Annotated in this window: 20 protein-coding genes and 2 pseudogenes; 8 read left to right on the top strand and 14 right to left on the bottom strand. The window is 71.6% G+C overall.

Annotation, left to right across the window (positions count from 1 at the left end; translation table 11 throughout):
• Positions 1 to 157: 157 nt before the first annotated feature.
• The 7 genes from ACFVYF_RS03710 to ACFVYF_RS03680 form a co-directional block, all read right to left on the bottom strand.
• On the bottom strand, positions 158 to 1,303 hold the full coding sequence (locus ACFVYF_RS03710; protein ID WP_389450165.1) for an aldose epimerase family protein: 1,146 nt from the start codon (positions 1,301 to 1,303) through the stop codon (positions 158 to 160).
• 52 nt (positions 1,304 to 1,355) lie between these two features.
• Complete coding sequence (gene mmsB, locus ACFVYF_RS03705) at positions 1,356 to 2,600, bottom strand: multiple monosaccharide ABC transporter permease (RefSeq protein ID WP_389450162.1); 1,245 nt, start codon at positions 2,598 to 2,600, stop codon at positions 1,356 to 1,358.
• Positions 2,601 to 2,605: 5 nt separating this feature from the next.
• Positions 2,606 to 4,147 carry a multiple monosaccharide ABC transporter ATP-binding protein gene (mmsA, locus tag ACFVYF_RS03700; protein ID WP_389450160.1) on the bottom strand — a complete coding sequence of 514 codons (1,542 nt, stop codon included), beginning with the start codon at positions 4,145 to 4,147 and terminating at the stop codon, positions 2,606 to 2,608.
• 32 nt (positions 4,148 to 4,179) lie between these two features.
• Positions 4,180 to 5,292, bottom strand: a complete 1,113-nt coding sequence (gene chvE, locus ACFVYF_RS03695; protein ID WP_389450157.1) for a multiple monosaccharide ABC transporter substrate-binding protein — start codon at positions 5,290 to 5,292, stop codon at positions 4,180 to 4,182.
• 5 nt (positions 5,293 to 5,297) lie between these two features.
• Entirely contained in the window at positions 5,298 to 6,332 is a 1,035-nt protein-coding gene (locus ACFVYF_RS03690; protein WP_389450154.1) for a hypothetical protein, read from the bottom strand.
• Between the two features lie 333 nt (positions 6,333 to 6,665).
• Positions 6,666 to 7,673, bottom strand: a complete 1,008-nt coding sequence (locus tag ACFVYF_RS03685) for a zinc-binding dehydrogenase (protein ID WP_389450151.1) — start codon at positions 7,671 to 7,673, stop codon at positions 6,666 to 6,668.
• Positions 7,670 to 8,827: a mandelate racemase/muconate lactonizing enzyme family protein gene (locus tag ACFVYF_RS03680; RefSeq protein ID WP_389450148.1), complete on the bottom strand. Its 1,158-nt coding sequence runs from the start codon at positions 8,825 to 8,827 to the stop codon at positions 7,670 to 7,672. The genes ACFVYF_RS03685 and ACFVYF_RS03680 overlap by 4 nt, the downstream gene beginning before the upstream one ends.
• A gap of 263 nt (positions 8,828 to 9,090) precedes the next feature.
• Here ACFVYF_RS03680 and ACFVYF_RS03675 point away from each other — a divergent pair, with 263 nt between their 5' ends.
• Entirely contained in the window at positions 9,091 to 9,804 is a 714-nt protein-coding gene (locus ACFVYF_RS03675) for a hypothetical protein (RefSeq protein ID WP_389450145.1), read from the top strand.
• Positions 9,805 to 9,872: 68 nt separating this feature from the next.
• Here the strand turns inward: ACFVYF_RS03675 and ACFVYF_RS03670 are convergent, their stop codons facing one another.
• Together ACFVYF_RS03670 and ACFVYF_RS03665 are read right to left on the bottom strand one after the other, a co-directional pair.
• A complete protein-coding gene (locus tag ACFVYF_RS03670) occupies positions 9,873 to 10,664 on the bottom strand; it encodes a hypothetical protein (protein WP_389450142.1) in 792 nt (263 codons plus the stop codon).
• Positions 10,665 to 10,772: 108 nt separating this feature from the next.
• Positions 10,773 to 11,204: a MarR family winged helix-turn-helix transcriptional regulator gene (locus ACFVYF_RS03665; RefSeq protein WP_389450139.1), complete on the bottom strand. Its 432-nt coding sequence runs from the start codon at positions 11,202 to 11,204 to the stop codon at positions 10,773 to 10,775.
• A 126-nt stretch (positions 11,205 to 11,330) separates the two neighbouring features.
• On the opposite strand from ACFVYF_RS03665, the gene ACFVYF_RS03660 reads away from it, so the two are divergent.
• Complete coding sequence (locus tag ACFVYF_RS03660; RefSeq protein WP_389450136.1) at positions 11,331 to 12,353, top strand: NADP-dependent oxidoreductase; 1,023 nt, start codon at positions 11,331 to 11,333, stop codon at positions 12,351 to 12,353.
• Between the two features lie 105 nt (positions 12,354 to 12,458).
• Entirely contained in the window at positions 12,459 to 12,878 is a 420-nt protein-coding gene (locus ACFVYF_RS03655) for an organic hydroperoxide resistance protein (RefSeq protein ID WP_389450133.1), read from the top strand.
• A 101-nt stretch (positions 12,879 to 12,979) separates the two neighbouring features.
• Here the strand turns inward: ACFVYF_RS03655 and ACFVYF_RS03650 are convergent, their stop codons facing one another.
• Positions 12,980 to 15,505, bottom strand: coding sequence for a M14 family zinc carboxypeptidase (locus ACFVYF_RS03650; RefSeq protein ID WP_389450130.1), 2,526 nt, complete (start codon positions 15,503 to 15,505; stop codon positions 12,980 to 12,982).
• Positions 15,506 to 15,743: 238 nt separating this feature from the next.
• On the opposite strand from ACFVYF_RS03650, the gene ACFVYF_RS03645 reads away from it, so the two are divergent.
• Positions 15,744 to 16,550: an EI24 domain-containing protein gene (locus tag ACFVYF_RS03645; protein ID WP_389450127.1), complete on the top strand. Its 807-nt coding sequence runs from the start codon at positions 15,744 to 15,746 to the stop codon at positions 16,548 to 16,550.
• A 19-nt stretch (positions 16,551 to 16,569) separates the two neighbouring features.
• Here ACFVYF_RS03645 and ACFVYF_RS03640 read toward each other — a convergent pair whose 3' ends face one another.
• Together ACFVYF_RS03640 and ACFVYF_RS03635 are read right to left on the bottom strand one after the other, a co-directional pair.
• The gene (locus ACFVYF_RS03640; RefSeq protein ID WP_389450124.1) at positions 16,570 to 17,841 is read right to left on the bottom strand and encodes a pyroglutamyl peptidase; all 1,272 of its coding nucleotides are present in this window, start codon (positions 17,839 to 17,841) and stop codon (positions 16,570 to 16,572) included.
• Between the two features lie 182 nt (positions 17,842 to 18,023).
• Positions 18,024 to 18,956 carry a LysR family transcriptional regulator gene (locus tag ACFVYF_RS03635; protein ID WP_389450121.1) on the bottom strand — a complete coding sequence of 311 codons (933 nt, stop codon included), beginning with the start codon at positions 18,954 to 18,956 and terminating at the stop codon, positions 18,024 to 18,026.
• Positions 18,957 to 19,146: 190 nt separating this feature from the next.
• Here ACFVYF_RS03635 and ACFVYF_RS03630 point away from each other — a divergent pair, with 190 nt between their 5' ends.
• Entirely contained in the window at positions 19,147 to 19,998 is an 852-nt protein-coding gene (locus tag ACFVYF_RS03630) for an NAD(P)-dependent oxidoreductase (protein ID WP_389450118.1), read from the top strand.
• Between the two features lie 317 nt (positions 19,999 to 20,315).
• On the opposite strand, the gene ACFVYF_RS03625 is transcribed toward ACFVYF_RS03630, so the two are convergent.
• Positions 20,316 to 20,909, bottom strand: a complete 594-nt coding sequence (locus tag ACFVYF_RS03625) for a TetR/AcrR family transcriptional regulator (protein ID WP_389450116.1) — start codon at positions 20,907 to 20,909, stop codon at positions 20,316 to 20,318.
• A 65-nt stretch (positions 20,910 to 20,974) separates the two neighbouring features.
• Between ACFVYF_RS03625 and ACFVYF_RS03620 the strand changes: the two are divergent.
• The 3 genes and pseudogenes from ACFVYF_RS03620 to ACFVYF_RS03610 form a co-directional block, all read left to right on the top strand.
• Positions 20,975 to 21,883: pseudogene (locus ACFVYF_RS03620) on the top strand (glycoside hydrolase family 3 protein); the annotation flags it as partial.
• A gap of 24 nt (positions 21,884 to 21,907) precedes the next feature.
• Positions 21,908 to 23,119, top strand: a pseudogene (locus tag ACFVYF_RS03615) (glycoside hydrolase family 3 C-terminal domain-containing protein); the annotation flags it as partial.
• A complete protein-coding gene (locus tag ACFVYF_RS03610; protein ID WP_389450644.1) occupies positions 23,105 to 23,512 on the top strand; it encodes a fibronectin type III-like domain-contianing protein in 408 nt (135 codons plus the stop codon). The pseudogene ACFVYF_RS03615 and the gene ACFVYF_RS03610, both read left to right, overlap by 15 nt.
• A 138-nt stretch (positions 23,513 to 23,650) precedes the next feature.
• Here ACFVYF_RS03610 and ACFVYF_RS03605 read toward each other — a convergent pair whose 3' ends face one another.
• On the bottom strand, positions 23,651 to 24,673 hold the full coding sequence (locus tag ACFVYF_RS03605) for an aldose epimerase family protein (RefSeq protein WP_389450113.1): 1,023 nt from the start codon (positions 24,671 to 24,673) through the stop codon (positions 23,651 to 23,653).
• Between the last annotated feature and the right edge of the window lie 6 nt (positions 24,674 to 24,679).

The raw sequence follows: 24,679 nt of genomic DNA, 5'->3' as shown, positions 1-24,679 counted from the left end.
TGGGCCCGCCTGGCAGGGGCGGGTCCGCCGGCTGTGGGTGGCCCGTGCGGGGGAGCACGGGCCGCCCTTACATACGGCTACGGAGGTGGCGCTGTTCAACTCGTGTGAAGGAGGTGAGAGTTCGGCACCCGAGGCAACCCGTGCGGCTCCGGAGGCGTCAGGCGCCGAACGAATGCACCGTCGTCGTCCGGTATGTCGCACCGGGCCGCAGCACCGTCGACGGGAACGACGGCTGGTTCGGCGAGTCCGGGAAGTGCTGGGTCTCCAGGCAGAGCGCGTCGCCCTGCCGGTAGATGTGACCGCCTGTGCCCACGAGCGTGCCGTCCAGGAAGTTACCGGAGTAGAACTGCAGTCCCGGCTCGGTCGTCGCGATCCTCAGGGTGCGGCCGGAGGACGGGTCGCGCAGGGCCGCGACGGGTTCGGGCCGCGCCGTGATGCCCTTGTCCAGGGCCCAGTTGTGGTCGATGCCCTTGCCGTACAGGAGTTGCTGGTTCGCCTCCCGGATGTCGGCGCCGACGGTCTTCGCGCGCCGGAAGTCGAAGGGTGTGCCCGCGACCGCGGCCAGTTCACCCGTGGGGATCAGGCCCGCGTCGACCGGCGTGTAGCGGGACGCGGCGATCCGCAGCTCGTGGTCGTACACCGAGCCGCTGCCCTCGCCCGCCAGGTTCCAGTAGACGTGGCTGGTGAGGTTGACGACGGTCGCCCTGTCGGTGGTGGCCGCGTAGTCGACGCGCCAGTCCCCGCGCCGGGTGAGGGTGTAGGTGACCTTCATCCTGAGCGTGCCGGGGTAGCCCATCTCGCCGTCGGCGGCGGTGTAGTGCAGGACGAGACCCACGTCGGGCCCCGCGGTGAAGCCCTCGACGTCCCAGACGCGCTTGTCGAACCCCCGGGCGCCGCCGTGCAGGCTGTTCTCCCCGTCGTTCACGGAGAGCTGGTACGCCTTCCCGTCGAGCGTGAACCTGCCCTTTCCTATGCGGTTGCCGTACCGGCCGATGAGCGCGCCGAAGTACGGGCTGGCGGCGACGTACTCCTCGAGGGTGGCGAAGCCGAGGGAGACGTTCCGGTGGCGGCCGTGCCGGTCGGGGATCTCCAGGGACTGGACGATACCGCCGTACGACAGGACCTTCAGGCGGGTGCCGCCGTTCTCCAGCGACCAGCGATGGACCTTCGTGCCGTCGGCGAGCCGGCCGAAGAGTTCCCTGACGGGCGCCCGCCGGTCCGTGGCGCGGGCGGTGCCGGCCGTGGCGGCGCTGAGCCCCGCTGCGGCGGCCGCCGTGATCACACTGCGTCTGCTCGTTTCCATGTGCGGCTCCTGGGACGGGTGCGGAGGCCCGGACGGCCCCCGCACGGAGGACTTACGAACCGACCTTGCGCTTGTTCCACACGTCGAAGCCGACCGCCGCCAGCAGCACGAGGCCCTTGATGACCCCTTGCCAGTCGGTGCCGACGCCGACGAGGTTCATACCGTTGTTGAGCACGCCGAGGACCAGGCCGCCGATGATGGCGCCGAGGATCGTGCCGACGCCGCCGCTCATCGAGGCGCCGCCGATGAACGACGCGGCGATGGCCTCGAGTTCGAAGTTGACGCCCGCCTTCGGCGAGGCCCCGTTGAACCGGGCCGCGAAGACCAGGCCCGCGAGGGCGGCCATCATCCCCATGTTGAGGAAGACCAGGAACGTGACCTTCCTGTCCCGGATGCCCGACAGCCGGGCGGCGGGCAGGTTGCCGCCGATCGCGTACACATGGCGCCCGACGACCACGTTGCGCATGACGTAGCCGAACCCGACGAGCAGCACGGCCAGGATCAGCAGGACGACGGGGGCACCCTTGTAGCTGCCGAGCTCCATGGTGAGGGCGATGATCGCCGCGCACAGCAGGGCCAGCTTCACCGCGAACAGGTTGGCGGGCAGCACCTCGAGGGCGTACTCCGACTGCCGCCCGCGGTCCCGCACCTCCCGCCGGATCACGAACCCGATCAGGGCGAGGCCGAGCAGCAGGGTGAGGTTGTGGTAGTTGGTGGCCGGGCCGACCTCGGGCAAGAAGCCGTTGGCCGCCTTCTGCAGGCCCTTGGGGAACGGGCCGAGGGTCTGGCCCTTCAGGAACACCTCGGTCAGCCCGCGGAAGATCAGCATGCCGGCCAGCGTCACGATGAACGACGGCATGCCCAGATAGGCGACCATGAAGCCCTGGGCCGCACCCGCGGCAGCGCCCATGGCCAGGCACAGCACCACCGCGAGCGGCCAGGGCACATGGTGCTGGACCATCAGCACCGCGGCCACCCCGCCCACGAACGCGGTGATCGAGCCGACCGACAGGTCGATGTGGCCCGCGATGATGACGATCATCATGCCGATCGCCAGAATCAGGATGTAGCTGTTCTGCAGCACGAGGTTGGACACGTTGCGCGGCAGCAGCAGGTCGCCGCCGGTCCACACCGCGAACAGGGCGACGATCACCCCGAGGGCGATCAGCATGCCGTACTGGCGCATGTTGCGGCGCATGCCGTCGAGCAGCAGGGCGAGCAGGCCGGGGCCGGATCCGGAGGGACCGCCCCCGGGCGTTGCTTCGGCCGGGGTCTTGGCCGTGACGTTGGCGCTCATGGGTCCTACCTCTTGTCCTTGGTCATGTGCCGCATCAGCACTTCCTGCGTCGCCTCGGAGCGCGGGACCTCACCGGTGAGCCGGCCGGCGGCCATCGTGTAGATGCGGTCGCACATACCGAGCAGCTCCGGCAGCTCGGAGGAGATGAAGACGACCGCCTTGCCCTCGGCGGCCAGTTGGCCGATGACGGTGTAGATCTCGAACTTGGCGCCCACGTCGATCCCGCGGGTCGGCTCGTCGAGGATCAGCACATCGGGGCCCGCGAAGATCCACTTGCTGAGGACGACCTTCTGCTGGTTGCCGCCCGACAGCCGGCCCACCGCTTCGAAGACGGTCGGCGCCTTGATGTTCATCGACCTGCGGAAGCGCTCGGCGACCCTGCGCTCCTCGTGCTCGTCGACGATGCCGCGCCGGGCGACCTTCCCCAGCGCGCTGAGGGAGATATTGCGGCCGATGGTGTCGATGAGGTTGAGGCCGTAGTGCTTGCGGTCCTCGGTGACGTACGCGATCCCGTGCGCGACCGCCTCCGGCACGGTCTTCGTACGGATCTCCCGGCCGCCCTTGAGGACCGTGCCGCCCGCGTACCGGCCGTAGGAGCGCCCGAAGACGCTCATCGCGAGCTCGGTGCGGCCGGCGCCCATCAGCCCGGCGATGCCGACGATCTCCCCGCGCCGCACCTGGAGCGACACGTCGTCGACCACCTTGCGCTGCTGGTCGATCGGGTGGTGCACCGTCCAGCCGCGGATCTCCAGGGCGGGCGCCGCGCCCTCCTCGGGCCGGTGCGGGGTGCGTTCGGGGAAGCGGTGGTCGAGGTCACGCCCGACCATGCCGTTGATGATCCGCTCCTCGGTGGTCCCCGGGGCGCGCACGTCGAGCGTCTCGATGGAGCGCCCGTCGCGCAGGATCGTCACCGAGTCCGCGACCCGCTCGATCTCGTTCAGCTTGTGGGAGATGATGATCGAGGTGATGCCCTGGCCCTTCAACTCCAGGATGAGATCGAGGAGTTTGCCGCTGTCCTCGTCGTTCAGCGCGGCCGTCGGCTCGTCGAGGATCAGCAGCTTCACCGACTTCGACAGGGCCTTGGCGATCTCGACGAGCTGCTGCTTGCCCACGCCGATGTCGGCGACCCGGGTCCCCGGATGCTCGTCGAGGCCGACGCGGCGCAGCAGTTCGGCGGCGTGCCGCAGTGTGTCGTGCCAGTTGATGAGCCCGCGCGTGGCGTGCTCGTTGCCGAGGAAGATGTTCTCCGCGATGGACAGATACGGCACCAGCGCCAGCTCCTGGTGAATGATCACGATGCCGTGCTGCTCGCTCGCCCTGATGTCCTTGAAGCGGCAGGTCTCCCCCTCGAAGAGGACCTCCCCCTCGTAACTGCCGTGCGGGTGGACGCCGGAGAGGACCTTCATGAGGGTCGACTTCCCGGCGCCGTTCTCCCCGCAGACGGCGTGGACCTCGCCCGGGCGGACGCTCAGGGAGACGTCCGACAGCGCCTTGACGCCGGGAAAGGTCTTGACGATCGAGCGCATTTCCAGGACGGGTCCCGCCATGGTCGTGCCTTCCAATCTCCGTTAACCGGCGGTCAGTTGAGGTCGCTCGCCTTGAGGTATCCGGAGTCGACGAGTTCCTTCTGGTAGTTGCTCTTGTCGACGCTCACCGGCTGGAGCAGATAGGCGGGGACGACCTTCTCGCCGTTGTCGTACGTCCTGGTGTCGTTGATCTGCGGCTTCTTGCCCTTGAGTGAGGCGTCGACCATGTCGGTGGCGACCTCGGCGAGCTTGCGGATGTCCTTGTAGACGGTCTGGGTCTGCTCGCCCGCGATGATCGACTTCACCGAGGCGACCTCGGCGTCCTGCCCGGTGACGATCGGCAGCGGCTTGCTCTTGGCGCCGTAGTCGTCCGACTTCAGCGCCGAGAGGATGCCGATGGAGATGCCGTCGTACGGCGAGAGCACCGCGTCGACCCGCTCCTTGGAGTACGTCGAGGTCAGCAGGTCGTCCATGCGCTTCTGCGCGGTGCCGCCGTCCCAGCGCAGCGTGGTGACCTGGTTCATCTTGGTCTGGCCGGACTTGACGACGAGCTTCTTGTCGTCGATGTAGGGCTGGAGGACCTTCATCGCGCCGCCGAAGAAGTACTTCGTGTTGTTGTCGTCGTTGGAGCCGGCGAACAGCTCGATGTTGAACGGGCCCTTCTCGCTGCCGTCCTTGAGGCCGAGCTTGTCCAGGATGTAGGTGCCCTGGAGCTCGCCGACCTTCTCGTTGTCGAAGGAGGCGTAGTAGTCGACGTTCTTCGTGCCGAGGATGAGCCGGTCGTAGGAGATCACCGGGATGTCGGCGTCGGCGGCCTGCTGGAGCACGTTGTCCAGGGACTTGTTGTCGATGGCGGCGACGACCAGGGCGTCGACCCCCTGGGTGATCATGTTCTCGATCTGCGAGACCTGGGTGTCGGGGTCGTCCTCGCCGTAGACGAGCTTCGTCTTGTAGCCGGCCGCCCCGAGGTCCTTCACGACGTTGGCACCGTCGGCGATCCAGCGCTCGGAGGACTTGGTGGGCATGGCGATGCCGACCGTGGCGCCCTTGGGGTCCTTCTTGTCGTTCTTGCTGCCGCCCTCGCTGTTCTGCCCGCAGGCGGACAGGGTGAGGGCGAGGGAGGCGGCCGCGGCGGTGGCGGCGAGGGCGGCTCTGCGGTTGCGCATGGTCATCAGTCCTTGTTCTTCTCGTCGTTGGGAGAGGCGAGCGGGGCTTGAGAGGTGATCGGGGCAAGAGGCACGGCCTCGGCGGAGAAGCGGCGCAGCGGTCCGGGCAGCCGGGAGCCGAGCGGCGCCATGCCGTCGTCCGCGCCGTGCCGGGCGAGCAGGTCCAGGGCGAGCCGGCCGCGCCGCACCCGCTCCCGGGCGGTGTCCAGGGCCAGGTCCCGCAGATGGCTGCCGTACGGATAGATCCCGGGGGCCCTGGACAGGCCGAACTTGAGATAGAGCGGTGCGCCACGCCTGATCAGCTCGGCGACCTCGTACATCCGCACATAGCCGCCGAGATCGTCGGGGGCCTCGATGTACATGTCCATGGGGGCGGCCGACACCCGCCGGATCTCGGTGAGGTGATCGAGCGTCAGATCGCTCGGCACGTTGAGGGAGTCGGCGCCCAGGCACTCGTACACGGCGTACGCGGCCGGGTTGACCGGCCCGATCAGCGCCGAGACCTTGAGGGTCGTGCCGGCCGGGATGATCCCGGCGGCGCGGGCCCGGTGCAGCGTCCACAGCACGCCCTCGTCGGCGACCAGCAGGCACTGGACGCCCAACTCCGTGGCGCGCACGGCGTCTTCGACACAGCCGGCGACCGCGTCGTGGCCCCGGGCGCGCAGTCCGCCGCCGCGCGAGTCGGTGCGCACGGAGGCGCCGATGTCCCAGGTGCCGCGCGGACCGGTGAACAGGCACAGCTCGATGCCGCGTTCACCGGTGGCCTCGACCATCTCGGTGATCTCGGCGTCGGTCAGCATCCAGACGCCGCTGCCCTGGCTGATCCGGTGGATCGGTACATCGAGCCGTGCGGACTCCTTGAGGACCACGGCAAGGGCTTCGGGGCCTTCGACGGACGGCACCTCGGTGCGCCAGCGGCCGCCTCCCGGGAAGGTGTGCGGCGAGGCGTCGGCGGGGGAGAGAGCGGGCGCGCCCAGGCCGAGCGCGGCGAGCGCCTGCTCACCGGGTCGACGGGGCGCCGTAGGGGAGGCGTCGGTCACGAGCTGTCCTTCGCGTTCGTCGGTGGTGCGGTCGGATCGGTTCGAGGGGTACGAGCGGTGAGGTTCGTTCGATATACCGAACGAGGTTCGAGTAGCTCGGTTGGCTCGGTTGGCTCGGTGAGTTCGGCGGGCTCGGTTGGCTCGGTGAGTTCGGCGGGTTCGATGGGTTCGGTGGGTTCGGTATCTCGAACCGAGTTCGGGTGTTTGGGTGTACGCCGGTACGAGGGGTCAGGAGCCGCGTACCGGCGTACCGCCAGGGGCCGAGGCATCAGGCGCCGCGTACCGGCGTACCGCCGGGGACCGAGGCGTCGGGCGCCGCGTACCGGCGTACCGCTAGGGGCGCAGCAGAACCTTCCCGACCTTCGGGTCACCGGATCCGACCAGCTCGATGGCCGCCGCGAACCCGTCGAGCGGCAGCTCGTGCGTGACCAGCGGCAGCGGATCGAGCAGCCCGGCGCCGAACATCCGCACCGTGTGCGCCCAGGCGTCCGGCGGCGCCCCGAACACGGTGTGCACCTCCAGCTGCCGTACGACGAGACCAGTGGGGTCGAGACCCTCGGCGCCCGGCGCCGGGATGCCCGTGAGGACCAGCCGCCCGCCGCGCCGGAGCAGGGCGGCGCCGGTGCGCGCGGCGGACACGGAGCCGGCGGCCTCGACGACCACGTCGAAGTCGGCGGGGAGGCCGGGGGAGGAGAGGGTGTGGAAGCCGGTGGCGCCGAACTCCCTTGCCAGAGCGGCGCGTTCAGGTCGGGTGCCGACCACGAGCAGCTCGGCCGGGGAGCCCGCCGCGAAGAACTGCACCGCGAACATCCCGAGCGTCCCCGTGCCCACCACGGCCACCCGCTCACCGGGGCGGGCGTTCGCCTTGAGCGCGGCGGCCGCGACGCACGCGGCGGGTTCGAGCAGGGCCGCGGCCGTCAGGTCGGCGTCGTCCGGCAGGACATGGAGCAGCCGGGCCGGCAGCGTCAGGGTCGCGGCCATCGCGCCCGGCCGGGTGAACCCCGTCTCCTCGTACCCCGCGGTGCACAGCGTGGTCTCGCCCGCGTGGCAGCGGTCGCAGACCTGGCAGTTGCGGAAGCCCTCGCCGACGACCTTGCGGCCGAGGAGCTGGGCGGGGACGCCCGTGCCGAGGGCCTCGACGGTCCCGGACCACTCGTGGCCGGGGATGAGGGGGTAACGGACGTACCCCTCGGGCCGGTTGCCCTGGTAGACCTCGCGGTCGCTGCCGCAGATGCCGGCCGCGTGGACCCGGACCAGTGCCTCACCGGCGGCCGGCGGGACCGGCGTGTGCGGGACGATCCGATGCTCGCCGGGCGCCTCGACGACGACCGCCGTGCTCACCGCGCCCCCTTGGGCCTGCGCCGCTCCCAGCCGTCCGCCCACAGGTCGAACCGGGCCTGCTGCTGCGGGAATTCGGCCGCCGCGTCGACGTCCAGCTCGACGCCGAGACCGGGTGCGTCCGACAAGTGGAAGTAGCCGTCGACGACCTCGGGCGCACCCTTCACGACCTTCTTGATCTCCGCGTCCGCGAAGTCGTTGAAGTGCTCCAGGATCTTGAAGTTCGGTGCGGTGAAGCCCACTTGGAGGGAGGCGGCGGTCAGCACCGGGCCGCCCACGTTGTGCGGGGCGACCAGCATGTAGTGGGTCTCGGCGGTCGCCGCCAGCTTCCGGGTCTCCCAGATGCCGCCGATGTGGCCCACGTCGGGCTGGATGATGTCGACGGCCTGGTTCTCGAACAGCTCGCGGAACTCGATGCGGTCGTGGATGCGTTCACCGGTCGCGAGCGGGATGTCGACCTTGGCGGCCACCTTCTCCAGCGCCTTCAGGTTCTCCGGCGGGACCGGCTCCTCCAGCCAGGCCGGCTCGAAGGGCGCCAGCTCACGGGCGAGGCGGACGGCGGTGGCGGGCGAGAAGCGGCCGTGCATCTCCAGCATCAGCTCGGTCCCGGGGCCGATGGCGTCGCGCACGGCCTCGATGAGCGAGACCGCGTACCGGCTCTGCTCGTGGTCGAGTTCGAAGTGGCCGGTCCCGAAGGGGTCGATCTTCAGTGCCCGGTAACCGCGGGCGACGACCTCCTGAGCGGCCTTGTGGTACGCCTCCGGGGTGCGCTCGGTGGTGTACCAGCCGTTGGCATACGCCTTGACCCGGTCGGTGACCTTGCCGCCCAGCAGTTGCCACACCGGCACGCCCAGCGCCTTGCCCTTGATGTCCCAGCACGCCATTTCGATCACGGCGATCCCGGACATCACGATCTCGCCGGCCCGCCCGTAGTCGCCGTACTTCATGCGCCGCACGAGGTCCTCGACGGCGAAGGGGTCGGAGCCGAGGATGTGGTTGGCCTCGGCCTCGCGCAGGTAGCCGAGCAGTGCGTCGGTGTGCCCCAGCATCCGGGTCTCGCCGACTCCCGTGACCCCTTCGTCGGTGTGCACCTGGACGTACGTCAGATTCCGCCACGGCGTTCCGACCACATACGTGCTGATTCCCGTGATGCGCACGGCAGTTGCCCCCTGTGCTCTTCGGTTCTGTTCGAAATTTCGTCACTCGTTCGAAATCTTGGCGTGACAGTAAGGAGGTGGCCCCGGGGGTGTCAATGGGCCGCACACGATGACGGGCGACGGATTTCGGCGGTATGCCGTGCTCGTCATGCTCACAGGCGAGTGACAGCGCGGGGGAGCGGGCCGGAACGCGTGCTTCCCCACACAACTTTCACAGCTGTGACTAGGAACGTGACCTGTGCTGAACCTAGTCTTCCCGCGTCATGGACTACTGCCACCCGTGCCGCAGGCACCTCAATGGCGCCCTCGCCTGCCCAGGGTGCGGTGCGCCGGCCGACGAGAGCCGAGCGCACTCCGACGACCCCGCGACGCGTCCGCCGCCGGACGCGGCCGAGGAGCCGTACGAGGACGAGGACGAGCGCCCGGGACGCGCCGCGGCCCGCAGGAACGGCCGGGGCGGACGCGGCGGGAGGTCGAGCCGGCGCGACCGCAAGGCGGCCGCGCACCGGCGCCGCCGTCGCCGGGTCCTGCTGGTCGGTGCCGGGCTGCTGCTCGCGGCCGGCGGGCTGAGCCTCGCCGAGCTGGGTATCGACGCGCCCGGCTTCACGCCCAACGCGGCCACGGCCGACAACGAGTCGGCCGACGGCGGCGCGGACTCCGCGGACAGGACGTCCTCGCCGGGTGGTGGTACGGCGGGCGCCGACGGGTCCTCGGCCTCCGCGTCGCCGGACGCCTCCGCGTCCCCCTCGGCCTCCAAGTCCGGCAAGGGCAAGAAGAAGGACGGCAAGAAGAAGGACACCGACGAGCAGTCGGCGTCCCCGGGCACGACTCCCGGCGCCGCGACCTCGGCGCCCGTCGCCACTGCGCCGCCGCCCCAGACGTCCCAGCCCCCGACCGCGGAACCGACCTCGGCGGACCCCACCCCCACCCCGTCGTCCACCAGGTCCTGCGACCGCTTTCTGTGGTGGTGCTCCTGAGGTCGTGCGCCCACTTCTGTGGCGGTGCACCTGAGGGCGGTTGCGCACCGGGCGCGGGGCGCCGCCGGCTACGACGTCACGACGTCCGCGCAGTCCCGCTCGCCGGGCAGCAGCGGGCGCAGCGTCACCTGGTAGGTCGCCGTGCCGTCGGTCCAGGCGCCCGACTTCGCCGTACGGGCCGCCTCCTCGACCCGTTCCCTGTCCTTGCCGCGCGTCAGCAGGCACCGGCCGGCCCGGGTCGAGTCACCCGCGCCGGAGAGCTTCCCCAGCGGCCAGTCGGCGGCGTCGGAGGACCGGCCCGGGGCGCTCTCGCGGAAGACGGCCGCGAGGACCGTGTACGCGTACGGCTCGGAGGGCTCGGCGAGCGCGTCGAGACGCGTGTCCAGAGCGCACAGCTTCCGCAGTGACGAACAGTCGCGCAGTTCCGGCGCCCGCGTCGTCGTGAGCGTCCCGTCGAACACGTACGACGTGGTCGGCCCGTCCGGCGGCGGGTTCGGGCCCAGGGTGCCGCCGCGCGTGAGCTCCGCGTCACGGGCCGCCTGTACGACGCTGCGCACCTCGGCGCGGGAGAGGTGGGCGACCCGGGGTGCGGGCAGCTGGGACTGCCCCTCCGAGGTGATCAAGGTGCCGTCCTCGTAGAGCGAGAGGCGCGGGGTCCTCGCCGGGGACGCGGGGAGGAGACCGCCTCCGTCGCGGATCTGGAGCACCGGCTCGGCGTCCTTCGACGCGGACGGAGTGGGCGTGGCGGACGTACCGGCCGACGGTCCGCTCGTCGAGGTGCCGCAGGCTGTCGCGGCCAGGGCGAGGGCGGCCAGGACGGCGGCCGCGCGGACCGGACGGATTCCTGTGGAGTCGTTCACACACCTGTGACGCCTGAGCCCTGGATCGCGTTCCCTCGCGGCCCGGGCGTCCCGTGCGCACCCTCGCCGCCGACGGAGGGCTCCGGCGCCGTCCCCAGCCGTGCCCCGCTACGCGTCGAGCATCCGCTGCAAGAGGTCCCGCAAGGACAGCCGCTCCTCCCGGGAGAGGCCGGCCAGCGGCTCGCGGGCGAAGTTCAGCGAGTCGCGCAGCCCGTGGGCGATGCGGCGGCCCTCCTGGGTGGGGGCGGCGAGCTTGACCCGGCGGTCGGCGGGGTCGGGGCGCCGCTCGACCAGGCCCCGGGCCTCCAGCCGGTCCACGATCCCCGTCACGTTCGACGGCTCGCACTTCAGCTGCTGGGCGAGCCGCCGCATGGGAAGCGGCTCCAGGGAGAGAAGGCTGAGCAGGCGCGCCTGCGCGCCCGTGAGCGCGTGTTCGGCGGCCGCCTCCTCGTACTCCTCGTGATAGCGGGCCACCACGCTGCCGATGAGTTCGACGACCTCGAGGGTCAGGGAGTCGGGGCGGGGCTTCTGCGGGGACATGCGCTCCAGGTTACCCGGTTACTTGACATGATGAAATATTCAGGAGCATTGTTGTTTCAGTTAGTGAAGTATTGAGCCGGTCGTCGAGCCGGTGCCCGAGCTCCCGTCCCCAGAGAGGCGACCCCCATGTCCGTCACGCCCCAGCTCCCCGCCGTCAGCCGCGAATGGCACCTGGCCAGCCGCCCGGTGGGATGGCCCAAGCCCGAGGACTTCGCCCTGGTCGAGGCCGAGATCCGGCAGCCGGCGGACGGGCAGGTCCTCGTGCGGAACAAGTTCGTCTCCGTGGACCCGTACATGCGCGGCCGCATGAGCGACGCCAAGTCGTACGCCGCCCCCTTCGAGCTGGGCAAGGTCATGCAGGGCGGTGCGGTCGGCGAGGTCGTCGCCTCGAACGCCGAGGGCATCGCCGTCGGTGACCACGTGCTGCACTTCTTCGGCTGGCGCGAGTTCGCCGTCGTCGACGCCAAGCAGGCCGTCAAGGTGGACCCGGACGCGGCGCCGCTGAGCACGTACCTCGGTGTGCTCGGCATGACCGGCCTGACCGCCTACGCCGGACTCCTGCGGACCGCGTCCTTCAAGGAGGGCGACTCCGTCTTCGTCTCGGGCGCCGCGGGTGCCGTCGGCAGCCAGGTCGGCCAGATCGCCAGGCTCAAGGGCGCCTCGCGCGTCATCGGCTCGGCCGGCTCCGACGAGAAGGTCAAGCTGCTCGTGGAGGAGTACGGCTTCGACGCCGCCTTCAACTACAAGAACGGCCCGGTGAGCCGCCAGCTGCGTGAGGCCGCTCCGGACGGCGTCGACGTCTACTTCGACAACGTCGGCGGGGACCACCTCGAGGCCGCGATCGGGTCCCTCAACCAGGGCGGCCGGATCGCGGTCTGCGGCATGATCTCCGTCTACAACGACACCGAGCCGACGCCGGGCCCGCGCAACCTCGCCCGGCTCATCCAGACCCGTGGCCGGATCGAGGGCTTCCTCGTCGCCGACCACTACGACATGCAGTCGCAGTTCGTGGAAGAGGTCGGCGCCTGGGTCCGCTCCGGTGAGCTCAAGTACCGCGAGACGGTCGTCGAGGGCATCGAGAACAACCTGGAGGCCTTCCTCGGTGTGCTGCGCGGCGACAACACCGGAAAGATGATCGTCAAGCTCTGACCCTACGGGGAGGCTGTCGCTGGACTTCCGGCATGCGGTAACTTCTTTCCGAAGTCGTCGCGATCGTGGGCGCGAGTCGCGACGGACCAAGGAGGAACGCACCGTATGTCCATCCAGCAGTCCGAGGTCCTGTACACCGCCGCCGCCACCGCCGAGGGCGGGCGCGACGGCCGGGTCGCCACCGATGACGGCCAGCTCGACGTCGTGGTGAATCCGCCCAAGGAGATGGGCGGCAGCGGCGCCGGCACCAACCCGGAGCAGCTCTTCGCCGCCGGCTACAGCGCCTGCTTCCAGGGTGCTCTCGGTGTCGTGGCCCGTCAGCAGAAGGCCGACATCACCGGCTCGACCGTCACCGCGAAGGTCGGCATAGGCAAGAACGAGGACGGGTTCGGCATCATCGTCGAGATCTCCGCCGACATCCCGAACGTCGACGCGGTCACGGCGAAGGCCCTCCTCGAACAGGCCCACCAGGTGTGCCCCTACTCGAAGGCGACCCGGGGCAACATCACCGTGACGCTCGTCTGACGACGCTCGTTGCGTACGGCGGAGGCCGCACCCTTGGACGTGGGGTGCGGCCTCCTTCCGTCTACGTGTCCTCTCGTGCGGCTCCCGCTCCCGTACGCGGCTCAGGACACCTGCAGCAACGCCCTTCCCAGCTGCGGGAATTCACCCTTCGGGTGATCGCGGAAGAGGGGCTCGGTGCCGAACAGGACCGTGCGCGGTCCGCTCACCACGGAGGCCTGGCCGCCGGCCGCCGTCGGCCCGCCGGAACCGTCCTCGAACGGCCGCCAGTGCCCGGAGACCAGCGGATTGCCGGCCGCGTACGACTGCTCGACGCGGACCCCGGGGCCGAGATCGGTGAACCAGACGGGGGCGTACACGAAGCCGTGGTCGGGGGCGCCGCCGGTGACCGGGCCGCCCGCGTTCACCACCCGCACCACACCGTTGGCGTCCCAGTTGCCCTCGACGGGCTTCACGGCGAGCTGCCCCGCCGCCGCGTTGAGCGTGGCTCCCGCGATACCGCGGCCGACGAGACCGTGGGTGCCCAGGAACCGGTCGAGGGCCGCCCAGGCGGCCCCCGTCAGGTCCTGGCGGTCGAGACCGGCCGACACGAACAGGACGTCCGCCCCGGACCAGTCGAAGCCCGCGTTGAGGATGTCCGTGGACACCGGGACCACGTCGAAGTTCATCTCCCGCAGGGCGAACAGCTCCCCGGGCGTCACGGCCGCCGCGACCCGCACCCGGTGCAGCACCGCACCGCCGGTGGCCCTGGTGGCGTCGAAGGCCACGTCGTACTCCTCGGCGAGCGCCGCCGCCCGCTTCCGCGCCGACGACGGCACGATCGCGCCGCCGTCGTCCGCCCGGCGCACCGCCACCCCGTCCGTCAGCAGGGAGTTGAGGGCCGCGAGCTCCCGCGGGTCGTCCAGGCGCAGCCGCAGATCACCGCGCGGGGCGACGTACCCGACCCGCGTGGCCGCGTGCACCGTACGCACCTGCACACCGGACAGCCGGCCGTCGCGCACCGGCGAGACACTCGCACCCCACAGCCGCCCGAGACTCCAGCCGGAGATGTCGTACATCGTCGACACCTTGCCGCTGATGTCCCTGCCGTCCGCCAGCAGCACGTTGGCGAGACCGCGCTTGGACTGGTGCATGTCGACGACGTAAGAGCCCTTCTCGTACGACCGGCCCCCGAGCCGGAAGCCGTGGGTCGCGCGGGTCACCCGTACGTCATTGGCGAGCAGATGGTCGACCAGGCGCGCGGCGGCCGTGGCGGAGCGCTGCGCGCCGCCCGCCGGAATGACGTACGCACGCGGGAAGTCGGTCGTGTAGACGTCCTCGGGACCGATGCCCGGCACACCCGGCACGGTCTCGGCGGAGACGGGAACCTGGGCGGCGCCCGCCGCGCCCCGCCGGAAGACCTCGATCTGGTCGGCGACCAGCGACGCCCGGTGCTCCCGCGCGTAGTCGAGCGTCGCGCTCATCGCCGCGCCCGCGACGTCGACGTTGATGGCGGAGCGGCGCCTGAGCTCGCTCTGCGGGAACTCCTCGTAGGCGTCGTTGTTCACCCGCAGCGGGATCTCGATCGTGTGCGCGGCGACCGTGCCGTGGAAGGGCAGGTACTGGGGCGCGAAGATCGGCGGCCAGTCGTCCCAGCCCTCCTCCTGGTCCCGGAACGGGATGACCGCCGGGTCGACCTGGTCCTTCTCCGGCGTGTAGCCGAGGCCGTTGACGGCGGCCTCCATGCCGAGGGCGTTGGCGTAGGTGTGCTTGAGGAAGAGGTCGTACTCGTAGTTCTCGCCGTGCGGGGGAGTGGTGGGCTCGATCAGGGTGCCGTTGACGTAGCCGTGCAGGTCGAGCATGACCGCGGGCTGTTTGTCGATGGCGATCTGGCGGATGGCGCGGGTCTCGGGCTGCGAGGCGGTGACGATGTCCCGGTTGAGGTCGAAGCCGTTGGCGTTGGCGCGGGTGCCGGCGATCCGGCCGTCCGGGTTCGCCGTGATGTTGAAGTAGACGCGGTGGTGGGCGAGCAGATCGGCGGTCTTCGCGTCCCCGGCGGTGGCGAGGTGCTCGATGAGCTCGAGGGAGGCGTCCGTTCCCTCCCACTCGTTGCCGTGGATGTTGTTGTTGAAGAAGACGGGGACCTTGTACGTCTTCCTGATCGCCGGGTCCTTGGCCGCCGACCGGGGCGCGTTCTCGATCAGCTCGCGCATCCGCTCCTGGGCGCGCGCCTGCCGGGCCGACTCGGGTGCGGTGACGGTGACCAGATAGAGCCGGTGACCGCCGGCCGAGCGCCCCGCGATCTCCACACTGACGCGATTCCCCAGCTTCTGCAGGGAGTTCAGCTTCGGCGCGATGCCGTGGTACGGGGTCAGGCCCAGCTTGATGGACTTGTCGGCGGCGTTCACCGGATCCGGTTCGAGGACCTGTTCGCGGGGATAGCCGCGGGTGTCGTCGGCGAGATCCGTGACAGGAGCCGCCAGGGCCCGCGCGGCGGCGCTCGCGGGGGTCTTCGCGGCCCGGTCCGGGGTCGCCGAACCTTCACGGACCGGTGGCTTGCGGTCGGCGGTGGCGCTGTGCGGGGCGAGCAGAAGCGAACCCGCCACGGCGGCAGTGACGGTGGCGACCAGGACAGGTCTCGACAAACGCACCCGTACCTCCTCTGAGATTCCTGGAGCGGTACGCGAGGTGTACCGGTTCACCACTCCCGCAACAAGGGGGCGTCCCAGCCCCTGCGGGGCAGTTTCAGCCGGTCCGGCGTTTGAGGACGAGGGCGAAGCGCGAAAAGGGGTCTGGGGGGCGAAGCCCCCAGGTACGGGAAGGGCAGGGGCGGCGGGGGCGAAAACCCCGTAGGACCCCGCCCCCGGACACCCCGGTAAAGTGCAGCCCATGCGCGATCTTGGGGCGGGCTTCGGCTACTTGATGCAGGGCCAGCGATGGGTGGTCCGCCACGGAAAGCAGTACGGCTTCGGCCTGCTCCCGGGCCTGATCACCCTGGTCCTGTACGCGGCGGCACTCGTCGCCCTGGCCCTCTACGGCCAGGACTTCACAGCCTGGGCGACCCCCTTCGCCGACCACTGGACCAGCCCCTGGCAGGGCCTCTTCCGCGGCCTGCTGACCGTCGTCCTCTTCGCCCTCGCCCTCCTCCTCTCCGTGGTCACCTTCACCGCGGTCACCCTCCTCGTCGGCCAGCCCTTCTACGAGTCCCTCTCGGAGAAGGTCGACCGGGACGTCTCCCCGGACGGCACGGCCCCCGAATCGGGCCTCCCCCTCTGGCGGGAGCTGTGGATCTCGGCGCGGGACAGCCTCCGCGTCCTCGTCCGGGCCGCCCTGTGGGGCGTCCTGCTCTTCGCCCTCGGCTTCGTCCCGGTGGCCGGCCAGACCGCCGTACCGGTGATCGGCTTCTTCGTCACCGGCTTCTTCCTCACGGAGGAGCTGACGGCGGTGGCGCTGCAACGCCGCCGCGTCGAACTCCGCGACCGCCTCACCCTGTTGCGCTCCCGCAAGACCCTCGTCTGGGGTTTCGGCACCCCGCTGGCCGTCGCCTTCCTGGTGCCGTTCGTCGCCGTCTTCCTGATGCCCGGCGCGGTCGCGGGCGCCACGCTGATGGCCCGCGACCTGCTCGGCGAGGAGACGGGGGAACCCGACGGGGAGCGGGCCGGCGCGGACGATCAGGAGGAAGTGCCCGCCGACTGACCGGCGTTCACCGCCACCGTCAGGATCGACCGGACCCGAGTGCGGCGTTCACCGCCACCGTCAGGATCGACCGGACCTGGGCGATGATGTCCAGCCGGTTCCGCACGAACTGCGGGTCGGTGACCGCTCCGGTCGCCGGATCCGTGTTGCCGGTGCCGAACTCCAGCACCGGCGTGTGGACATGCCCGCCCGGCAGCGAGGACTGCAGACCGAGCCGGTCGCGCAGCAGCGTGGCCCGGTAGGCGATCTCGTTGGAGAGGTAGTCCCCGCCGCCTCCGGCCCGCGCGGTCGACCCGGGTGTCGGGCCGTCGGGGCGGACCACCGCGGTCGTGCCGCCCGCCGGGATCTCGGTCACGGAGGTGTGGTCGTACACCGGGAAGCGGCCCGTCTGCGCGGCGACGATCGCCTGGTACGGGAGGGTTGTCGACGTCCACTGCGGCTGCGAGGCCGGATCGGCGACCGGGACGGTCTCCGTGCGTGACAGGTTCTCGTTGTCGGGGAAGCCGCCCCGCCAGGCTCCGTTGGTCCGCTCCACGTCGAACCGGCCGACCCGGCCCTGGCTGACCGTCGTGAACAGGTCCACGCGCCCCAGCTGCGGACGCAGCGTCCGCTCCACCGTGCCCTCGGCGAAGTCCTGCCAGCGGACCGGGAAGACCGCGGTCTCGATGCGGGCGGGACCGTCCGCGGTCCGGATCGTCGTGCCGTCGAGGGCGAGCGCGGTGGCCCCCGACGGGTTCGATATGCGCACGTCGCGGTCCAGCGTGAAGGGATCGAAGCCGGTGACCAGGATCCGCTTCACGCTCTTGTCGTGCGGATAATCGATGGCGTTCTGCCCGCGGGAGTTCGCCTCCAGTGCGGTCAGCAGGGCCTTCCGCTGCCCGTCCGTGAGGCCGAACCGCGGCTCCCACGCGCGTACTTCCCGCGTCATCCCGAGCCGCGCCCAGTACAGCGGACGGTCGTCGTCGCGGCTCAGGTCACCGCCCGCGGGGCCGCGGCCCTGCGCCCTGTCCACCGCCCGGCGCCACAGCTGCGCACCCTGGCGTACGACGACGCGCTCGGCCTGCGCGTACGAGTGCGCCGAGCCGAGCGCCCGCGCGAACTCGGGTGCCACGGTGTCGAATCCGGAGCGCCGCAGGATCTCCTGGGGCGCCGCCTTGTCGAGTCGCTGTTCCTCCACGGTGGCGGTCCCGGCGACCGGGGCGGCCGGCCGCGCCGACGCCGCGGGCGCGGTCGCGAGGCCCGCCACCAGGGCCAGTCCGAGGACGCCGATGCGAGCACGTAGGTGAGTCAAGGGAGTTCGGGCCTTCCGTCGCCGTGGGGTGCTGCCGGACGGCCGAAGTATCGCGTGACGGACGGGACACACGCCATGGTGCGTGACCTGTGGTGCGGACGGGGGACGTGTTCCTTGCGCGGCGAACGCGTCTTCCTTGCGCGGGGAACGCGTCTTCCTTGCGCGGGACCGGTGACGGGCCCCTACGTGGGGATCCTGGCGGCGGCCTCCCGCAGCGCCCCCAGGAACGCCCGGGCCGTCGGCGTCAGGCCACGCCCGCGCAGCGTCGCCGCGTACACCGCCCGCGCCGGCGCTCCCTCGTCGAGTACCCGGACCAGCGCGATGTCCGGTCGTACGGAGTCGGCGGCGAGCGTCGGGACCAGGGTCACCCCGAGCCCGGCGGCGACGTACCCCTGCTTGGCGGTCCACTCGGCGACGACATGCGCGACGCGCGGCCGCAGACCGTGCCGCAGCACCGCGTCGAGCAGCGTGCCCTCGGGGCGGAGGCCGCCGGATATCCAGTCGGCGTCGGCGAGTTGGGGGAACCGGACGAAGGGTTCGGCGGCCAGCGGATGGCCGAGCGGTACGGCCACGTACAGGGATTCGTCGAGCAGGTGGTGCAGGGTGCAGTCGTCCAGCGGTGCGCCGCTCGTCGTCGAGACGATCGCCAGATCGAGGTGGTCGGCGGCCAGCCGCTTCAGGAGGGCCGGGGTGAGCCCCTCCTCGCGGGTGAGCCGGACGCCGGGATGACGGTCGCGGAACGCGGAGATCGCCCGCGGTACGAGGGCCGCGTCGGCGGTCGCGAAGGCCCCGACGCGCAACTGGCCGCCCGTCGCCTGGCGCAGGGCGGCCAGTTCCCGGTGCGCGCCGCTCAGCCGCTCGACGACCGCCTCGGCGTGCGGCACGAGAACCCGGCCCGCCTCCGTCAGCCGTACGCCCCGGGGCAGCCGGTCGAAGAGCGGGGCCCCGCCGAGGGCCGACTCCAGCGAGGCGATCTGCCGCGACACCGCCGACTGGGTCCAGCCGAGCGTCCGCGCGGCCACGGTGAACGAGCCGTGCCGGGCGACGTCCAGGAACACCCGCAGCCACGCGGTCGCGAGGTCGGGCACGCCCCCGGCGGCCGAGCCCCCGGCCACCCCTCCGCCACGCGCACCCCGTGTCGCGCCACCCCCAGCGCCCGCTGCCCCAGCCGCGCGACCCAGGAGCGCAGCCGCGCCGTCCGGAGGTGCTGTCGTGCCGTTCGTCGGATTGTCATGCGAACCCTGCATGGCTCCGATGCTAGACATTCGCTTGCCGCATTCCCACGGCGGACTTAGCGTCGACGGTATGGAAAAGATCGACGCGGCACGGTCGGGCAAGCCCGGTACAGAGAAGATCGCCTTCCTCGGACTCGGACACATGGGTGCTGCGATGGCCCGCCAACTCATCGGCACAGCGCATCCGTTGACGGTCTGGAACCGTACGCCCGCGAAGGCGGAACAGCTGGTCGCCGAGGGCGCCACGCTCGCCGCCTCCCCGGCCGAGGCGGTGCGGGACGCGGACGTGGTGATCACGATGCTGGCCGACCCGGCCGCCGTCGCCGCAGTCGCGGACGCCATCGTCGGGGAGCTGCGCCCGGGCACCACCTGGGTGGAGATGTCGACCGTCGGCCCGGACGCGGTCAAGGAGCTCGCCACCCGGCTCAAGGACGGCGTGACACTCGTGGACGCGCCCGTGGCGGGCAGCACGGACAAGGCCGCGGCCGGCGAGCTCGGCATCCTGGCGGGCGGTGACGTGGCCGGCGTCGAACATGTGCTGGCCCGCTTCGGCAAGGTCACCCGCACCGGCCCGCTCGGCTCCGGCGCCGCGCTCAAGGTCGTCGTCAACACCGCCGTGGTCGGTGGGGTCGCCCTCGTCGCGGAGGCGATGGCCCTCGCGGACGCCCTCGGCATCGACGAGGACACCGCGCGCACCACGCTGGCGAACGGCCCGCTCGGTGGCGCCGTCCACCGCGCCTTCGCGGAGGGCGTGCACTTCGACACCTCGCTCGCCGTGAAGGACGCCGACCTGGCGACCCGGTCCGCCCGGCTCCCGGTCATGGAGGCGGTACGGGAGCAGTACCGGAGCGCCGCCGCCGACCCGGCCGTGGCCCACGAGGACATCGCGAAGGCCGCCGCCCACATCCGCCGCTCGGCCTGACCCCGGCCCACGACAACCGAGCCCGGCGGAGATCGGGGACCGCAGAGATCCGGGACCGCGGACAACCGAGCCCGGCGGAGATCCGGGACCGCGGGCAAGCATGCCCGCCGGACAACCGATCCCGCCGGAGATCCGAGCCCGGCGGAGATCCGGGCCCGAGGAGTCGAGATCGAGGTCGTGGCCTCCGACTGCGCCGGCACCTCAGGCCTGATCCCCGGCCTGATCCCCGGCCTGATCCCCGGCCTGATCCCCGGCCTGATCCCCGCCCCTGATCCCCGGCCTCATCCGAGCCTCTTCCGGGCCCGGGCGGGGGAAGTTCAGTCCTCGTCCGGGCCCGGCTGTTCGCCCAGCAGCGTGAGGAAGTCCCGGAACGCGCCGGGCATGTCCACCGACTCGGGATCCAGCAGCCACTGGTACTGGAGCCCGTCCATCACCGCCACGAGCAGCGGAGCGGCACGCTCCGGCGAGAGCCCGCTCGGCAGCCGCTCCCCGTACTCGGCCCGCAGTACGGCCGCCATGCTCGCGCGTACCGAGCCATAGCGCCGCGTGAAGAACTCACGCGCCGGGTGGCCCTCCGTGACGCTCTCCCCGAGCAGCGCGGAGAAGGTCTGCACGATCCCGGGCCGCATGGCGTTGTACTCCACGAGTGAGCCCAGCAGATCGAGCCGCCAGCGGCTGCCCGGCACCGCGTCCCACTGGTCGCGTTCCTTGAGGACGGCGACCAGCAGCGCTTCCTTGGTCGGGAAGTGGTGCAGCAGCCCCTGCTGGGTCAGGCCCACCCGCTCGGCGACCGCCGCCAGACTCGCGCCCCGGTAGCCGCGCTCGGCGATCACCTCCAGGGCCGCCCGCACGATCTCCGCGCGCCGCTCCTCGCTCCTGGTCCTGATCGTCATGGCGTCACCGTACGACACCCGCCCCTCCCAAATGTAACGCCGGGATAACAAAACCTACCGCTCAACAGGTGAACGGGTGCAGGATGGATGCCGTCCCTGGACTTCAACGAGGAGGTGCCGCCGTGGCGGAGACAGCGGAGACAGCGGAGACAGCGGAGACGCAGGCCGGGAGCGCGACCGGAAACGCGGCCGGCGGTACCGGCGCCGCGGACCGGGCCCGCGAGGCGGTCGTCGAGGCGGCCCTCGGCCGGCTCGGCCTGGACGACAAGGCGCGCCTGCTGTCCGGGCAGGACATGTGGACCCTGCCCGCGCTCCCCGGGATCGGACTGGAGTCCCTGGTCATGTCCGACGGCCCGATCGGCGTCCGTGGCGTCCGCTGGACCTCCGACGACCCCTCGGTCGCCCTGCCGTCCCCGACCGCGCTCGCCGCCACCTGGGACCCGGCCCTCGCCCGCCGCGCCGGCGTCCTCCTCGCCCAGGAGGCCCGCCGCAAGGGAGTCCACGTCCTCCTCGCGCCCACCGTCAACCTGCACCGCTCCCCGCTCGGCGGCCGGCACTTCGAGGCGTACAGCGAGGACCCGTTCCTGACCGGCCGGATCGGCACGGGCTACGTCGACGGGGTCCAGTCCGGTGGCGTCGGCACCACCGTCAAGCACTTCGTCGCCAACGACGCCGAGACCGACCGCTTCACCGTGAACAACCTGGTCTCCGCACGCGCCCTGCGCGAGCTCTACCTGGCCCCCTTCGAGGCCATCGTCGAAGGCGCCCGCCCCTGGGGCATCATGACCGCGTACAACACGGTCAACGGCACCACGATGACCGAGCACCACCACCTCGTGAACGAGGTCCTGCGCGGCGAATGGGGCTTCGACGGCTTCAACGTCTCCGACTGGATGGCCGCCCGCTCCACCACCGCCGCGATCGAGGGCGGCCTGGACGTCGCGATGCCCGGCCCCCGGACCGTCTACGGCGAGCCGCTCGCGCAGGCCGTACGGGACGGCCGGGTCGAGGAGTCCGTGGTCGACGACGCCGTACGCCGGGTCCTGCGCCTCGCCGCCCGCGTCGGCATCCTGGAGGGCGCCGAGCCGGTCGTCACCGACCCGCCCGCCCCCGTCGACGGCGAGGCGCTGGCCCGCGAGATCGCCCGCCGCTCCTTCGTCCTCGTGCGCAACGAGGGCGCGCTGCCCCTGCCCGAGGGGCACACGGTCGCCCTCATCGGCGCCGCCGCCCGCGACGCCCGCGTCCTCGGCGGCGGCTCCGCCACCGTCTTCCCCGCCCGGGTCGTCTCGCCCCTCGACGGCCTCACCGCCGCCCTCCCCGAGGGCCGGTTGACGTACGCCGTGGGAGCCGACCCGAACGAGGAACTCGCCGTCGCCGACAAGGGGTTCGAGCTGCGCGCGGTCTGCCGCGACGCGCGCGGCACGGTCATCGGAACCACCACCGCGCCCAACGGCCAGATCCAGTGGATGGGCTCCGACCTCCCCGCTGGCGTCACCCACGACACCCTGCACAGCGTCGAACTGACCGGCACCTTCACCCCGCGCGAGAGCGGCCCGCACACCTTCGGCATCAAGGGCCTCGGCGCGTTCACGCTCTCGGTCGACGGCGAGGTCCGCTACGACGACGTGGAACGCGTCGAGAAGGACGACCCGTTCGTCTCGTTCTTCGGCGCCCCCGTCGAGCGCGCCCGGGTGGACCTCACGGCCGGTGAGACGTACGAGGTGTCGCTGCGCCACCTGGTCGAGTTCCCCGCGGGTGCTCCGCTGAAGGTCGTCGGCTTTTCGCTCGCCCACCAGGAGCCGCGGCGCGACCCCGACGAACTGATCGCCGAGGCCGTCGAGGCCGCCCGCGCGGCCGACACCGCCGTCGTCGTGGTCGCCACCACCGACCGCGTCGAGTCCGAGGGCTTCGACCGCCGCGGCCTCGAACTCCCCGGCCGTCAGGACGACTTGGTCCGCGCGGTCGCCGCCGCGAACCCCAGGACCTTGGTGGTCGTCAACTCCGGCTCCCCGGTGGAACTCCCGTGGCGCGACGAGGTCGCCGCGGTCCTGCTGAGCTGGTTCCCCGGCCAGGAGGGCGGCGCGGCTCTCGCCGACGTCCTCACCGGCGCCCACGAGCCGGGCGGCCGCCTGCCCACGACCTGGGGCTCCCTGGCGGACGCCCCGGTCACCGAAGTAGCCCCGACCGACGGCGAACTCGCCTACACGGAAGGCGTGTTCATCGGCTACCGCGCCTGGCAGCAGCAGGGCAGGACTCCCTCGTACCCCTTCGGGCACGGCCTCGGCTACACCGACTGGACGTACGAGTCCATCGAGGTCAGCGGTACGACGGTCACGGTCCGCCTGCGCAACTCCGGTGCGCGCGCCGGACGCGAGGTCGTCCAGGTCTATCTGGCGCCCACCGAGGCCGGCACCGAACGCCCGGCCCGTGGTCTCGCCGGCTTCGCGGGCGTCGAGGCCGCTCCGGGCGAGAGCGTCGAGGCCGTCGTCGAACTGCCGCGCCGCGCCTTCGAGGTCTGGGACGAGACGGCCAAGTCGTGGACGTATGTGAAGGGTTCGTACGAGGTTCAGGCAGGCCGTTCCCTTGCCGACGGCAGGCTGCGCACGATCATCGAGGCGTAACCGGCACACGCTCTCGTGACAGCCCCGGCCCGGAACCTGACAACCGGGCCGGGGCTCGGTTTCCCGGGAGCCACGTCCGTCCTGGGCCGCGCGGCGCGAGGACGCCTGACGCAAGTCCCGGGCCGCACCGGGGAGTTCCTAGACCGCGAAGCCCCGTACGGAGAGGGCGTACACCGTCTGCGACCTGTACACCGCGCCCGGCCGCAGCTCCGTGCTCGGGAACTCCGGCCGGTTCGGGGAGTCGGGGAAGTGCTGCGTCTCCAGCGCGATGCCGTCGCCGGGGGCGAAGGGGCCCGTCTCGTCGAGGTGATCGGCGGTGTACAGCTGGAGGCCGGGCTCGGTGGTCGCCACGGACAGCACCCGCCCGGACGCGGGGTCGGACAGCTCGGCGACCTCGACGGGGCTCGCCGTCACCCCCTTGTCGAGCACGAAGTTGTGGTCGTAGCCGGCACCGACCTTGCGCGCCGTCCGGAAGTCGAAGCGCGTGCCCGCCACCTCGTCGAACCCCCCGGTCGGGATCTGCTCCACGTCCACCGGGGTCAGCCGCGCCGCGGCGATCCGCAGTTCGTGCCCGCCCGCGTTCCCGGAACCGCCGAGGTTCCAGTACGTGTGGTTCGTCAGGTTCACCACCGTCGGCGCGTCCGTCACCGCCTCGTACGCGATCCGCAGCGCGCCGCCCGCGTCCAGCGTGTAGGTCGCGGTGACCCGGAGGCGGCCCGGGAAGCCCTCCTCGCCGTGCGGGCTCACCCGGGTCAGGCGCACCCCGTGCTCGACCGGCTCCGCGTCCCACACCCGCTTGTCGAAGCCGCGCTCGCCACCGTGCAGGGAGTTGGCCCCGTTGTTCTGCGCCAGGTGGTACGTGCGGCCGTCCAGCGGGAAGCGGCCGCCCCCGATCCGGTTCGCGTACCGCCCGACCAGCGCGCCGAAGTACGGCTCCGGATGCGCGAGATAGCCCGCCAGGTCCGGGCAGCCCAGCACCACGCCCACGGTGCCCGCGTCCACGGTGTCGCTCGGACCCGCGGACCCCCATCGCTGCGGGATCTCGACCGACTGCACGATCCCGCCGTACGTCAGCACCCGCACCCGTACGCCGGAACGTTCCAGCGTCCAGCGGTGGACCGGGGTGCCGTCGGGGAGGCTGCCGAAGAGTTCGCTGCGCATGATCGA

The organism is Streptomyces sp. NPDC058274, from assembly GCF_042881375.1.
Taxonomy (GTDB): Bacteria; Actinomycetota; Actinomycetes; order Streptomycetales; family Streptomycetaceae; genus Streptomyces.
Note: the sequence above shows the minus strand (reverse complement) of the source record. Positions and strands in the feature narration are given on the sequence as shown.